Here is a 13,330-nt window from a genome sequence, read left to right on the forward strand (position 1 = left end):
ACATGGATCCGCATCCGGTCGCTGTCGATATCGCCGATCTTGAGATTGCAGACCTCCGCCGCGCGCAGCCCGGCGCGATCGGAAATGCTGAGCGCAGCGCGGTACTTCAGACCGCGTCCCGGCGCTGCCATCAGCAGATCCGACACCTCCCCGACGCCGAAGACCACGGGCAGCTTGCGCGGCCGGGTGCGGAACTGCATGTCCCGCCCCATCTCCTCGCGCCCGCAGGTCATGCCGAAGAAAAACCTCGGCGTCCCAACCCGCACGTCGAACGCCGACGGCGTCACCCCGGTGTCGGTCATGTGACGCCGGCAGGCGCGCAGATCGTCCGGCGCGGCGGTGTCGGGCGAGCGCCCGAGGAACGCCGCGAAATCCTTGATCGCACGGATATGCGCCTTTTGCGCCCTGTCGCCCATCCCGCGGATGCCCATGCCCCCGATCGTCCGCGCCCGCAGCGGCGAAATCCCCTCCTCCGTCATGGAAACCTCCAGTCTGCCGATCGAGAGGTCCCAATCGCCAGACAGAAGCGCCCATTCCCAAAACGCGGAGATCAAACCACTGCCCGACACCCGCCACAAGCACCCAAACCACAGAGCCGCTTCGTCATTGGGCTCTTACGAGACATCTGAGCAAAATGATCAGATGACCGCTTGACGGCTGCAAGCAGCCGTCACAGCCAACGAAACCGCTGAGCCGCGCGCGAACGACATCTTTCACCGGCTTCAGACGTTCGCCAGAATCGAGGTTGGGTCCGGCTTGCGGACGAAGCTGCGAAGACCGGCCCGTATTCGAACTTCGGTGGAAGCAATGACTGCGCCACTTCGTTGCAGTGTCCCATGATGAGATCGATTGCGTTCTGCAGAGCTTTTTCGGAGCCGAACTCTGACATCCCACAGGAGCCCCGCACTTCGGGCAGCCGCTCGCTTGGCGGAATCATATCAGGCAGACAAGCAAGTCGGCACAGAAGCCATCAAATTCGGACAAGAGCATCCCATCTTCGTCCGTAACGGATAGAAGCAAGTTATCGAGAGTTGTGAGGCGGTCATCATTCTGCATACCGGACTCAGAGCACGTCTGAGGTCAGGGAGAACTCGGCATGGCTTTGTTGCGCAAATTCTAAGGGGGATTCATCCTTTAAATCCAGCATGATAGCCATCTCGAACCCGAGCACAGGTCGAAGCACACCGAGATCGACGTGCTGGACTGAGTTCTGCGCGCGCAGTCTCTCTAGGCCAGGCCGAGGCTTTGGCGAAGATCGCTGACAGGATCGGTCTTCGGGTCCAGGTCCAGGCGCGCCTCGATGCCTTTCAGATGGCTATCCATAAGGCGAACGGCCTCGTCCGCATTTCCGGCAAGCACCAGCTCGGACAATTTCCGGTGTTCGTCCATCTCGCAAGCGTCCGGCTGTTCGGTTTCGTAGATGGCGATGATCAGCGACGAGCGCGCGATGAGTTCGCGCACGAAACCGGCCATGATCGGGCTGTCGGCCTGATCGGCCAGCACCTGATGATACCGGCCGCAGCGGCGTATGATCCGCGCCGTGTCGCCCGCCGCGCGCGCCTCGTCTTCGCCGTGCAGATGGTCGGTCAGGGCCATGGCCATGGCCGGATCGTGCCGTTCGGCGGCCCGGCGTATCAGATGCCCCTCCATCACGCGGCGGGCGCGAAAGACCTCACGGGCCTCCTCCACCGAAGGGCGCGAGACGAAGGCCCCGCGATTGGCGACCAGCTCGATCACGTGATCCGATGCCAGACGCGACAGGGCGGTGCGAATGCGGGTCCGCCCGACCCCGAAGAGATCGCAGAGTTCATCCTCCTTCAGATGCGTGCCGGGGGCCAGCCGGTTGTCGACGATCGCGTCGAAAATCCGGCTGTAGATCTCGTTCGAATCGAAGCGGGAAGATGAGTCGCCGGTCTGTTTCAGCGCGGCCGCGTGTCCCTGATCGTTCATGTCCGGTACCTTCCCCATCTTCGCAGTTGTAGCGCGTCCAAAACGAATTTCGAAGCAACTTTCGCAGTCTAGCCCGAAATAACGTACACGATTTTTGTCCAAAATAAATTTCTTGATCGCACACGAAAATTGTATACGATTTTAAAAAGCCGACGAAGAAGCGGTTCAATGTTCAACACGGAGAAGATGATGACACTCATGACTCGCCTGAAAGCCGGCATCGCCGCCACCGCACTGACCGCCCTTGTCGCCGGTGCGGCCGGTGCGAACACGCTGCGGATGGCGGATTCCACCGAAATCGCCGCGATGGACCCGCATTCCATGACCGAGAGCAACACGATCGGTTTTCTGAACCACGTCTACGAGGGGCTGGTGCGCTACAATCAGGACCTCCAGGTCGAGCCGGCGCTGGCCACCTCCTGGGAATTCGTCGAGCCGACGCGCCTGCGCTTCACGCTGCGCGAGGGTGTGACGTTCCACAACGGCAACCCTTTCACCGCCGACGACGTGGTCGCCTCGCTCGAGCGGGCGGCGCATGAGACCTCGCCGGTCAAGAGCAACATCCCCGGCATGGAAGCCGTCGAGAAGGTCGATGACCACACCGTCGATCTGGTGCTGACCGGGCCCGACCCCATCGTGCTGAATTACCTCACCAACATCCTGATCCTCGACCGCGAGTGGATGGCGGAACATGATGCGCTGCTGCCCGCCGACATGCGCGGCGGACGCGAGAATTACGCGGTCGCCAATTCCAACGGCACCGGCCCGTTCAAGCTGGAAAGCCGCCAGCCCGACGCCCGCACCGTGCTGACCGTCAACGAAGACTGGTGGGACGAGCCGCAGCACAATCTGACGCGGATCGAGTTCAGCCCGATCGGGTCTGACGCAACGCGGATCGCGGCACTTTTGTCGGGTGAGCTCGATTTCATCACGCCCGCGCCGCTGCAGGACGTCGAGCGGATCGACCGTTCGGAAGGCGCCTCGATCATCATCGCGCCGGCGCTGCGCACGATCATGCTGGGGATGAACCAGGCCGGCAAGCTGCACAATTCCAATCTGACCGAGGGCAACCCGCTACAGGACCGCCGGGTGCGCCAGGCGCTCTGGCGCGCCATCGACATGGAGCTGATCCGCAAGAAGATCATGCGCGACATGTCCCGCAATACCGCGCTGCTGGTGGCCCCCCCGGTGCCCGGCTACGACGAAGCGCTGGATGTCCTGCCGCCCGCCGATCCCACGGCTGCGAAGGCGCTGCTGGAAGAAGCCGGTTATGGCGAAGGCTTCGAGATCGGGCTCGACTGCCCCAACAGCCGCTATGTGAACGACGAGGAAATCTGCCAGGCCATCACCGCGATGTGGTCGCGCATCGGAGTGAAGGCGCAGCTGTCGGCGCAGACGCCGTCGAAGCATTTCGAGAAGGTTCTGGCCGGCGGATCCGACATCTACATGGTAGGTTGGGCGACGCTGCCGATGCTCGACAGCTACAGCGTGCTCTCGGCACTGCTGCACACGCCGGGCGATCGGATGGGCGCGTGGAACCCCGGCAAGTATTCCAACCAAGAGATCGATGCGCTGACCGCGAAGATCGCGGTCGAGCTCGACCCCGAAAAGCGCAATGCGATGATGTCCGAGGCGCTGAAGATCGCGCGCGACGATGTGGCGATCATCCCGCTGCATCAACAGCCGCTGGCCTGGGCGGTGCGTGACGGGGTGAGCCTGCCGATAACCGCCGACAACAAGCCGCGACTCTGGTACGCGACGGTCGAGTGACCTTTCGCGGGCGGGCCTGACGGCGCTTGCGCCGCGGGCCCGCCCGGCCAGCCACGATCCCAAAGCCCAAAGGGGAGGTTTCCTCCATGATCGCCTTCATTCTGAGGCGGCTGATCCAGTCCGTTCTGGTCATGCTCGCCGTCGCCCTCATCGCCTTTTCCATGTTCCGCTTCATCGGCGATCCGGTGAACAGCATGCTGCCCGAGAACGCCTCGGCCGAAGACCGGCAGGAGCTGCGCGAGCAGCTCGGTCTCGACCAGCCGGTGACGGTTCAGTTCACCAGGTTCGTGACCGGTGCGGTGCAGGGCGAATTCGGCATCTCCTACCGCAACAAGCGCGCGGTATCCGAGATGATCGCCGAACGGCTGCCCGCCACGCTGGAATTGGTGCTTGCCGCGGCGGTCTTTGCGCTGCTGCTGGGGGTGCCGATGGGCATCTACGCGGCGCTGAACCCAAAGGGCGTCCTGAGCAACATGCTCAACGTCGTATCGCTGATCGGGATATCGGTGCCCACCTTCGTCACCGGGATCCTGCTGATCCTCGTCTTTTCGGTCTGGCTGAACTGGCTGCCCTCCTTCGGGCGCGGCGAGACGGTGCAGATCGGCTGGTGGAGCACCGGGCTTTTGTCCGCAAGCGGGCTGAAGTCGCTGGTCCTGCCGGCGGTGATGCTGGGCCTCTTCCAGGTCACCCTGATCATGCGGCTGGTGCGCGCCGAGATGATGGAGGTGCTGCGGTCCGATTTCGTGCGCTTCGCCCGGGCCCGCGGGCTGACCAACCGGGCGGTGAATTTCGGCCATGCGCTCGGCAATACGCTGATGCCGGTGATCACCATCGTCGGTTTGCAGCTGGGCTCGATGATCGCCTTTGCCATCATCACCGAAACGGTCTTTCAATGGCCAGGCATGGGTCTGCTCTTCATCCAGGCCGTCAGCTTTGCCGACATCCCCGTGATGTCCGCCTATCTGGTGATGGTCGCGCTGGTCTTCGTGGCGATCAACATGATCGTCGATCTTCTCTACTTCGCAATCGATCCGCGCCTGTCAGTGCGGGCGTAAGGGAGACCCATAATGGCACTCGAAGTTTTCCCCCAATCCCGCCTCGCCGCGATCCTTGAGAGCGACCTCTTCTATCGCTTCCGCACCTCCTACATCACGGTGCTGGCCGCACTCGTGACGCTGGCCATCGTCCTCGCGGCCTTTCTCGCGCCGTGGATCGCGCCGCACGATCCTTTCGACGTCTCGACCCTGAGCCTCTGGGACAGCGAATTGCCCCCGGTCTGGGCCGAGGGCGGAGATCCGCGGTTCCTGCTGGGCACCGACAACCAGGGCCGCGACGTGCTGTCGGCCATCCTCTACGGGTCGCGCATATCTCTGGCGGTGGGCTTTGTCAGCGTGGCGCTGGCGATGGTGATCGGCATCGTCGTGGGACTTGTCAGCGGCTATTTCGGCGGCGCTATCGACGCTTTCTTCATGCGCATCGCCGACGTGATGCTGAGCTTTCCGACGATCCTGGTGGCGCTTCTGGTCAGCGGCATCGTGCGCGGCGCGCTTCCGCGCGAGATGCATGACAGCGCGGCGCTGATCGTGCTGGTCTTCGCAATCACGATCACGACCTGGGTGCAATACGCCCGCACGGTGCGCAGTTCCACAATGGTCGAGCGCAGCCGCGAATACGTCTATGCCGCGCAGCTTGTGGGCCGGCGCCCCTTCGCCATCCTCTTCAGCCATATCCTGCCCAACGTGATGGGCCCGGTTCTGGTGATCGCGACGATCAACCTGGCGATGGCGATCCTGATCGAGGCGACACTGTCCTTCCTCGGGGTGGGGATGCCGCCGACCAACCCGTCGCTCGGCACGCTGATCCGGGTCGGCAACGAATACCTCTTCTCGGGCATCTGGTGGGTGGTGATCTTCCCCTCGCTGACGCTGGTGGCGCTGGTGCTGGCGGTCAACCTTCTGGGCGACTGGCTGCGCGACGCCCTCAATCCCAAGCTGCGCTGAAAGGAGTGACGGCCATGACTTTCCAAACGACACCTCTTCTGAGCGTGCGCGACCTGTCGATCTGCTTTGACACCCGCCACGGGCCGCTGCGCGCGGTGGACGGAATCACCTTCGACCTCGCACCGGGCGAAATCCTCGGCATGGTGGGCGAATCCGGCGCGGGCAAGTCGCTGACCGGCACCGCCATCACCGGCCTGCTGGAGCGGCCGGGCCGCATCGACCGGGGCGAGATCCATTTCGAGGGCCAGCGCATCGACACCCTGTCCGCCGAGGCGATGCGCCGCCTGCGCGGCCGCAAGATCGGCGCGATCTTCCAGGACCCGCTGACCAGCCTCAACCCGCTGATGACGGTGGGTCAGCAGCTGATCCAGACGATCCGCACGCATCTGAAGCTCGACCAGGCCGCCGCACGCAAGCGGGCCATCGACTTTCTGGGCGAAGTGGGCATCCCCGCGCCCGAGGCGCGTGTCGATCAGTATCCACACCAGTTCTCGGGCGGGATGCGGCAGCGCGTCGTCATCGCGCTGGCGCTCTGCGCCGAGCCGTCGCTGGTGATCGCGGACGAACCGACCACCGCGCTCGATGTGTCGATCCAGGCGCAGATCCTGGATCTGCTCAAACGGATGTGCCGCGAGCATGGAGCAGCGGTGATCCTTGTGACCCACGACATGGGCGTGATCGCCGAAACCGCCGACCGCGTGGCGGTGATGTATTCCGGCCGCGTGGTCGAGATCGGGCCGGTCGACAAGGTCGTGCGCGATCCGCACCACCCCTACACACGAGGCCTGATGCAATCCATCCCGCGGGTCGGGTCGAACGCCCATCGGCTGACGCAGATCGACGGCGCGATGCCGCGCCTGACCGACCTGCCCACGGGCTGCGCCTTCCATCCCCGCTGCCCGCGCGCCGTCGCCGAATGCAAGACCACCAGACCGGCAGCGCTGCCGGTCGAGGGCGGCCATGTCGCCTGTCACCTCTATCAGGGAGAACCGGCATGACGCTTCATACCGCCGAAACCGCGCCCCTCGTCTCGGTCCGGGGCCTGAGCAAGACCTTCGATCTCTCGGCGCCGCTGCTCAACCGCGCGATCGAACGCAAGCCCAGGCAATACCTGCGCGCCGTCGATGGGCTGAACATCGACATCCCGCGCGGCAAGACCTTCAGCCTGGTGGGCGAATCCGGCTGCGGCAAGTCCACGGTCGCCAAGCTGGTGGTCGGGCTGCACGCCGCGACCGCCGGCGAGATCCGCTTTGACGGCACCGACCTGACCGCCCTGCCCGCCGCCGCGCGGGGCGATTTCCGCAAGCGCATCCAGATGATCTTTCAGGACCCATATGCCAGCCTGAACCCGCGTTGGCGGGTGCGCGACATCATCGCCGAACCGTTGCGCAGCTTCGGCATCACCCAAAGCCGCGACGAGGAACGCGCCGAGGTGGGGCGGCTGCTGGAAATGGTCGGTCTCTCGGCCCGCGACGGCGAAAAATTCCCGCATGAATTCTCGGGCGGTCAGCGCCAGCGCATCTCGATCGCGCGGGCGATCTCGTCCCGGCCCGAATTCCTGGTCTGCGACGAGCCGACCTCGGCGCTGGACGTATCGGTGCAAAGCCAGGTACTGAACCTGATGCGCAACCTGCAGGACGAGCTTGGGCTGACCTATCTCTTCATCAGCCACGATCTGGCCGTGGTGGATTTCATGTCGGATTACGTCGGCGTGATGTATCTGGGCCGGCTGGTCGAGGCCGGACCGGCGGACAAGATCTTTTCCGCCCCGGAACATCCCTACACGCGCCTGCTGATGGACACCGTACCGGACATCGACATGGGCCGGCGCGACCGCGTGCCGGTGGTGGGCGAGGTGCCCAATCCCATCACACCGCCGCCGGGCTGTTCCTTCAACCCGCGCTGCCCGCTGGCCAATGCACACTGCCGCGAACAATCGCCCGATCTGGTGGCGCGCCACTCGGGCACCGTCGTCGCCTGCCATGCGGTCACCGAGGGCCGGGCGCCGGTCGCTCCTGCGGTCGGGTCGGACAGCGGCGAACGGATGGAATTGCAGCGGGGGGTCGCGTGATGGATTTCGATTTCGAAGCCCTGCCCCCACAAGACCGCTATCGGCTGCTCTGCAGTTTCGTCGCGCCGCGGCCCATCGCCCTGGTGACCACGCTGGGCGCCGACGGCACGCCCAACGCGGCCCCGATGAGCTTTTTCAACGTCTTCTCGCAGGACCCGCCGCTGGTGATCCTCGGGATCCAGGCCAGGCCCGACGGCACCGAAAAGGAAACGATGCGCAACATCCGCCGCTCGGGCGAGTTCACGATCAACCTCTGCGACATGGCCATCGCGCAGCAGATGGTGGATTGCGGCATCGGCTTTCCCGACGATGTGGACGAAGTCGCGCTGACCGGGCTCGGCCATGCGCCGTCACACAAGGTCGCCCCGGCCCGGGTGGCCGAGGCCCCCGCCGCGCTGGAATGCCGGACCGCGCAGATCCTCGACTATCCGCGCCGCGCCATCGTGCTGGGCGAGGTCGTGCAGATGTATGTGCGCGACGCCTGCCTCGACGCGGAGGGCCGCTATGTGCGGCCCGAGGCCTACCAGCCCATCGCGCGGCTGCATGCCGACAATTACATCGTGGCCGACCGCCAGTTCGTGCTGACGGCGACCGAAACGCTCAAGGCAGCCACGGGGACCTGACTTGCCCATGACCCACGATCTTCTTCTCAGAAACGTCCGCCCCTTCGGCGCGGCCGCGACCGACATGCTGATCCGCGACGGCCGCATCGCCCGGATCGCCCCGGACCTGCCTGCCGAACCGGAGCTCGCCGAAGAGCCCGGCGGCGGCGCGATCCTGCTGCCCGGCCTCGTCGAGGCGCATACCCATCTCGACAAATCGCTCTGGGGCATGGGCTGGCGCGAGCATCAGGCGGGGCCCAGCCTGCGCGACAAGATCGACACCGAACGCCGCCTGCGCAAGGAATGGAACATCGACCCCGAACGCCAGTCGATGCGTCAGGCGCTGTTGTCGCTGGGCCATGGCTCTACCGCGATCCGCAGTCATGTCGATGTCGATACCGAGACCGGCCTTGCCGGGATCGAGGGTGTCGCCCGCACCCGCGAGGCGTTGCAGGGGCTGGTCGACATCGAGATCGTCGCCTTTCCGCAATCGGGCCTGATGTCCCGTCCTGGCACGCTGGAACTGCTCGACAAGGCGCTCTCCGGTGCGGCGGACGTGGTCGGCGGGCTCGACCCCTGCGGGATCGACGCCGACCCGAAGGGCCAGCTCGACGCGGTGTTCGCCCTGGCCGACAGGCACGGCAAGCCCATCGACATCCACCTGCACGAACCCGGTGAACTTGGCGCTTTCAGCATGGAGATGATCCTGGAACGTACCCGCGCGCTCGGCATGCAGGGCAAAGTGACGATCAGCCACGCGTTCTGCCTTGGCATGCCCGACCGCGACCGCGCCCGTGCGCTGGTTGCCGATCTGGCCGAGGCGCGGATTCACGTCGCCACCGTCGCCACGCCGTCACGCCCGGTGCCACTGGCCGAGGATCTGCGCGCGGCGGGCGTCACGCTCTGCGCCGGGTCGGACGGGATCCGCGACACCTGGGGCCCCTACGGCAACGGCGACATGCTGGAACGCGCGATGCTGTTGGGTCTGCGCAACAACCTGCGTGCCGATTCCGATGTCGAGCACGCGCTCTGGTGCTGCTCCTGGGGCGGCGCGCATGTGATGGGGCTGGAGGATTACGGGCTGGAAAAAGGCTGCCGCGCCGATCTGGTCCTGGTTGAGGCCGAAAGCGTCACCCATGCGGTCGTCTCGCGGCCGCCGCGCAGGCTGGTGCTGAAGGGCGGAAAAATCGTGGCCCGCGAAGGGCGCAGCCTGCGGGAGGCCCCGTGATGGCGGACGGGCGCGAAACCGGCCGCGTGCTGATGACCGCCGACTGGGTCGTCGGGCACGAAAACGGCCGTCATGTCCTGCTGCCGCGCGGCGAGGTGGTGTTCGAGGATGGCGCCATCCTCTTTGCCGGTCATGGCTTCGAAGGCGAGGTCGCGCGGCGCATCGACTGCGGGCGCGCGCTGATCGGCCCGGGCTTCGTCGACCTCGACGCTTTGTCCGATCTCGACACGACCGTGCTGGGGTTCGACAACCAGCCCGCCTGGAAAAAGGGACGCGTCTGGCCGGAAAGCTACATGCAGGCCGGCCCGCGCGAGATGTATACGCCCGAGGACCTGCGCTGGCAGAAACGCTATGCCTTCACCCGGCTGATCCGCAACGGCATCACAACCGCTTTGCCCATCGCCTCGCTCTTCTACCGCGAATGGGGCGAGACCTGGGACGAGTTCGCCGGCGCGGCCGAGGCCGCCCGGGAGCTGGGCCTGCGGGTCTACCTCGGCCCTGCCTATCGCGGCGGCAACACCTATGTCACCGATGCGGGCGAGATCGCGTTTCACTTCGACGAAGACCGCGGACTGATGGGGCTGACCGAAGCCATCCGCTTTTGCGAAACGTTCGAGAACACCGGCGGCGGGCTGATCCGCACCATGCTCGCCCCCGACCGGATCGAGACCTGCACCGCCCCGCTGCTGTCGCGCACCGGCCGAGCGGTGCGCGACCTCGATGTGCCGGTGCGGCTGCATTGCTGCCAATCCGCCTTCGAATACCACAGCGTCGTGCGGATGCACGGCAAGAGCCCACCGCAATGGCTGCGTGATCTGGGGTTCCTGTCGCCCCGCGCGATCCTGCCGCATCTGACCTTTCTCTCGGGCCTGAACGACATCGACCATCATGCGCCGGACCTTGAGATCCTGGCCGAGAGCGGCGCGGCGCTGGCGCATTGCCCGCTGGTCATGGCGCGGGGCGGCACGGCGCTGCGCTCTTTTGCGCGTTACCGCGACGCCGGGATGACCATCGGCATGGGCACCGACACGCATCCGCCCGACATGGTGCTGAACATGCAGGTGGGGCTGATGACCGCGCGGATCGCCGATAGAGACCCGCAGGCGGTCCGGGCGAGCGATCTCTACGACGCCGCGACCCTCGGCGGAGCGCGGGCTCTGGGGCGCGACGATCTGGGGCGGCTGGCCCCAGGCGCGCGGGCCGACATCACGGTGATCGGGCTCGACGATCCTGCCATGGGTCAGGTTCTCGACCCGATCCAGACCCTGCTGCTGAGCGGTTCGGGCCGCGACGTGCGCACGGTGGTGATCGACGGGCGCATCGTGATGCGCGACGGGGTCATTCCCGGCGTCGACCATGCGGCGCTGCGCGACGGCGCGCAGGCGCGGTTCGACGGGCTGGTGGCGCAATATCCCGACCGCACCTTCGGCCATCCCCCGGTCGAAGAGATCTTCGCGTGGACCTACCCTGTGAAACGGGCCTCGGTATGACTGGGCTTCTGATCCGCCACGCCACGGCGCTGACGGTCGATGCAGACCGCCGCGTTATCGAGGATTCCGCCATCGCCGTCGCGGGCGACCGCATCTCGGCGATCGGCCCGGACGCCGATCTGGCGCATCTGGCCGAAAGCGCGGACGAAGTGATCGACGCACGCGGCATGGTGGCGCTGCCAGGGCTGATCGACTGCCATTCCCATGCCGGGCACGGGTTGATCCGCGCGCTTGGCGCGGGCGACGTGCAGGCCTGGTTCGGGGCCTGCCAGGCGCTTTACGCCGGGGGCACCGATGTCGGTTTCTGGGCCGCCGAGGCGCGGCTGTCGCTGCTCGAACGGCTGATGGGGGGTGTGACGACCTGCGTCACGCTGCTGGGCGGCGGCGCGGATATCTACCGCACCGACGATCCCGCCTATGGCGACGCCCATTGCGCCGCGACCCGTGACAGCGGGCTGCGCACGATGCTCGCCGTGGGGCCGGGCCGCCCGCCCTTCCCGCAAAGCTACGGCGCCGAGACGCCGGTTACCTTCGAACGCCAGCTTGAGGTCAGCGCCGAGCTGATCGCGCGCCACAACGACCTTCTGGACAGGCGCACCGGCATCTGCCTGGTGATGCCGGTCTACGGCCGCGCCGATCGCGGCGAGGTGCCCATGCCAGAGCTGCGCCGGATGACCGATGCGGTGGGCGCTTTGCGCGAACGGCACGGCGTGATGCTGACGCAGGACGGGCATCGGGACGGCACCATCGCCTTTGCCCGCGATCTGGGGCTGCTTGGTCCGCACGCGCTCTTGTCGCATTCGGTCGACCTGACCGCAGAGGACATCGCCGCCCTGGAAGACACCGGCGCCGCCGTCGCGCACAACCCCAGCGCCATCATGTCGATCCTGGGCCGCTGCCCTGTGCCCGAGCTGATCGAGCGCGGCGTTACCGTGGCGCTGGGATCGGACGCCGCGGCGCCGGATCGAGGGTATGACATGTTCCGCCACATGGCGCAGGCGATGCATTACCACCGCCGCCATTTTGCCGACCCTTCGGTGCTGCCGCCCGGCAAGGCGCTGGAAATGGCCACGATCGACGCCGCGCGCGCGCTTGGTCTCGAGGCCGATCTGGGCTCGCTCGAGACCGGCAAGAAGGCGGATATCGTACTGGTCGACATGCGCAAGCCGCACCTGACTCCGCCCGACATGCCACTGCACGCGGTCACCCATTTCGCCAATGCCGCCGATGTGGACAGCCTGATCGTCGACGGACGGGTCGTTCTGTGCAACCGTGTGTCGCAGACGCTGGACCCGGAGACGGTGATGGCCGAGGCCGCCGACTGCGCGCGCCGCGCCATCGACGCCGCCGGCCTCGCGCTCCTTCGCCACGAACACGAGGGACTCTGGCGCACCGCCCGCAATCCGAAAGGGAGACGCCCGTCATGAAACTTCTCGTCGTCAATCCCAACACGACGGCCTCCATGACGGCCAAGATCGCCGCCGCCGCCCGCTGCGTCGCGCGCCCCGGCACCGAGATCGTGGCGACGCAACCCGACAGCGGCCCGGCCAGCATTCAGGGCTTTCTGGACATCGCGCGCAGCCATCACGGGTTGTTGGAGGTCGCCGAAAGGCACCGCGATGCGGATGCGGTGGTCGTGGCCTGTTTCGACGATACCGGCGTCGATGCGCTTCGCTGTTTGTTCGACGGGCCGGTGATCGGCATCGGTGAGGCTGCGTTTCACGCCGCGTCGCTCATTTCGACCCGTTTCGCGGTCGTAACGACGCTGACGCGGGCCGTTCCCGGGCTTCGGGACAACCTCGACCGCTACGGGCTGTCGCGCCGTTGCGCCGCCATCCGCGCCGCCGAGGTGCCGGTTCTCGATCTCGAGACCAACCCCGCCGCCGCGGAACGGCGGATCACAGCGGAAATCGCCGAGGCCATGTCGGTCGACCGTGCCGACGCGATTGTCCTCGGATGCGCCGGCATGGCGGATCTGCACGCGCGACTGTCGAAACGATTTGGCCTGCCGGTCATCGACGGGGTGGCCTGCGCCGTCACGTTGGCCGAAGCGCTCTGCGCCGCCGGGCTGTCGACGTCCAAGGCCGGCGCTTATGCAAGCACAGCAAACGGACCCGCCGGTCTGCCCCAACGCGCCATGCGCTAGTCACCTGAATCTGAAGTTCTTGCCAATGATTTCTGGCAAAAGCGTTGGACGGAGGTGAGGATCTCGTCGGCGG

Annotated in this window: 12 protein-coding genes and 1 pseudogene; 10 read left to right on the forward strand and 3 right to left on the reverse strand. The window is 66.1% G+C overall.

The window, feature by feature from the left end; genetic code table 11:
• The 3 genes and pseudogenes from RXV88_RS21895 to RXV88_RS21900 all read right to left on the reverse strand — a co-directional run.
• Positions 1-479 (reverse strand): annotated as a pseudogene (locus tag RXV88_RS21895) (integrase); the annotation flags it as partial.
• 191 nt (positions 480-670) lie between these two features.
• Positions 671-964, reverse strand: a complete 294-nt coding sequence (locus tag RXV88_RS23760; RefSeq protein ID WP_410468850.1) for a UPF0149 family protein — start codon at positions 962-964, stop codon at positions 671-673.
• A gap of 263 nt (positions 965-1,227) precedes the next feature.
• Positions 1,228-1,950 carry a GntR family transcriptional regulator gene (locus tag RXV88_RS21900; RefSeq protein WP_316295732.1) on the reverse strand — a complete coding sequence of 241 codons (723 nt, stop codon included), beginning with the start codon at positions 1,948-1,950 and terminating at the stop codon, positions 1,228-1,230.
• 189 nt (positions 1,951-2,139) lie between these two features.
• Between RXV88_RS21900 and RXV88_RS21905 the strand changes: the two genes are divergently transcribed.
• The 10 genes from RXV88_RS21905 to RXV88_RS21950 all read left to right on the forward strand — a co-directional run bounded on the left by RXV88_RS21905 (position 2,140) and on the right by RXV88_RS21950 (position 13,257).
• Positions 2,140-3,720 (forward strand): ABC transporter substrate-binding protein, encoded by a 1,581-nt coding sequence (locus tag RXV88_RS21905; RefSeq protein WP_316295734.1) that lies wholly within the window; start codon positions 2,140-2,142, stop codon positions 3,718-3,720.
• Positions 3,721-3,806: 86 nt separating this feature from the next.
• Positions 3,807-4,775 carry an ABC transporter permease gene (locus tag RXV88_RS21910; RefSeq protein WP_316295736.1) on the forward strand — a complete coding sequence of 323 codons (969 nt, stop codon included), beginning with the start codon at positions 3,807-3,809 and terminating at the stop codon, positions 4,773-4,775.
• A 12-nt stretch (positions 4,776-4,787) separates the two neighbouring features.
• Positions 4,788-5,720: an ABC transporter permease gene (locus tag RXV88_RS21915; protein ID WP_316295737.1), complete on the forward strand. Its 933-nt coding sequence runs from the start codon at positions 4,788-4,790 to the stop codon at positions 5,718-5,720.
• 14 nt (positions 5,721-5,734) lie between these two features.
• A complete protein-coding gene (locus tag RXV88_RS21920; RefSeq protein ID WP_316295738.1) occupies positions 5,735-6,718 on the forward strand; it encodes an ABC transporter ATP-binding protein in 984 nt (327 codons plus the stop codon).
• Positions 6,715-7,791: an oligopeptide/dipeptide ABC transporter ATP-binding protein gene (locus tag RXV88_RS21925; RefSeq protein WP_316295739.1), complete on the forward strand. Its 1,077-nt coding sequence runs from the start codon at positions 6,715-6,717 to the stop codon at positions 7,789-7,791. Before RXV88_RS21920 ends, RXV88_RS21925 begins: the two co-directional genes overlap by 4 nt.
• Positions 7,791-8,414 (forward strand): flavin reductase family protein, encoded by a 624-nt coding sequence (locus tag RXV88_RS21930; protein ID WP_316295741.1) that lies wholly within the window; start codon positions 7,791-7,793, stop codon positions 8,412-8,414. The genes RXV88_RS21925 and RXV88_RS21930 overlap by 1 nt, the downstream gene beginning before the upstream one ends.
• A gap of 7 nt (positions 8,415-8,421) precedes the next feature.
• A complete protein-coding gene (locus RXV88_RS21935; RefSeq protein WP_316295743.1) occupies positions 8,422-9,621 on the forward strand; it encodes an amidohydrolase family protein in 1,200 nt (399 codons plus the stop codon).
• Positions 9,621-11,111 (forward strand): amidohydrolase family protein, encoded by a 1,491-nt coding sequence (locus RXV88_RS21940; protein WP_316295745.1) that lies wholly within the window; start codon positions 9,621-9,623, stop codon positions 11,109-11,111. Before RXV88_RS21935 ends, RXV88_RS21940 begins: the two co-directional genes overlap by 1 nt.
• On the forward strand, positions 11,108-12,538 hold the full coding sequence (locus tag RXV88_RS21945; RefSeq protein ID WP_316295747.1) for an amidohydrolase family protein: 1,431 nt from the start codon (positions 11,108-11,110) through the stop codon (positions 12,536-12,538). Before RXV88_RS21940 ends, RXV88_RS21945 begins: the two co-directional genes overlap by 4 nt.
• Complete coding sequence (locus RXV88_RS21950; RefSeq protein ID WP_316295749.1) at positions 12,535-13,257, forward strand: aspartate/glutamate racemase family protein; 723 nt, start codon at positions 12,535-12,537, stop codon at positions 13,255-13,257. The genes RXV88_RS21945 and RXV88_RS21950 overlap by 4 nt, the downstream gene beginning before the upstream one ends.
• Positions 13,258-13,330 lie beyond the last annotated feature (73 nt).

It is taken from the genome of Aestuariicoccus sp. MJ-SS9, assembly GCF_032586235.1.
GTDB lineage: Bacteria > Pseudomonadota > Alphaproteobacteria > Rhodobacterales > Rhodobacteraceae > Aestuariicoccus.

Bases quoted from the DNA above. Each gene is read 5' to 3' on its own strand.
- RXV88_RS21950 (WP_316295749.1), top strand. From the start codon at position 12,535: ATGAAACTTCTCGTCGTCAATCCCAACACGACGGCCTCCATGACGGCC.
- RXV88_RS21920 (WP_316295738.1), top strand. From the start codon at position 5,735: ATGACTTTCCAAACGACACCTCTTCTGAGCGTGCGCGACCTGTCGATC.
- RXV88_RS21940 (WP_316295745.1), top strand. From the start codon at position 9,621: ATGGCGGACGGGCGCGAAACCGGCCGCGTGCTGATGACCGCCGACTGG.
- RXV88_RS21925 (WP_316295739.1), top strand. From the start codon at position 6,715: ATGACGCTTCATACCGCCGAAACCGCGCCCCTCGTCTCGGTCCGGGGC.
- RXV88_RS21900 (WP_316295732.1), bottom strand. From the start codon at position 1,950: ATGAACGATCAGGGACACGCGGCCGCGCTGAAACAGACCGGCGACTCA.
- RXV88_RS21910 (WP_316295736.1), top strand. From the start codon at position 3,807: ATGATCGCCTTCATTCTGAGGCGGCTGATCCAGTCCGTTCTGGTCATG.
- RXV88_RS21945 (WP_316295747.1), top strand. From the start codon at position 11,108: ATGACTGGGCTTCTGATCCGCCACGCCACGGCGCTGACGGTCGATGCA.
- RXV88_RS21935 (WP_316295743.1), top strand. From the start codon at position 8,422: ATGACCCACGATCTTCTTCTCAGAAACGTCCGCCCCTTCGGCGCGGCC.
- RXV88_RS21915 (WP_316295737.1), top strand. From the start codon at position 4,788: ATGGCACTCGAAGTTTTCCCCCAATCCCGCCTCGCCGCGATCCTTGAG.
- RXV88_RS21930 (WP_316295741.1), top strand. From the start codon at position 7,791: ATGGATTTCGATTTCGAAGCCCTGCCCCCACAAGACCGCTATCGGCTG.
- RXV88_RS21905 (WP_316295734.1), top strand. From the start codon at position 2,140: ATGACACTCATGACTCGCCTGAAAGCCGGCATCGCCGCCACCGCACTG.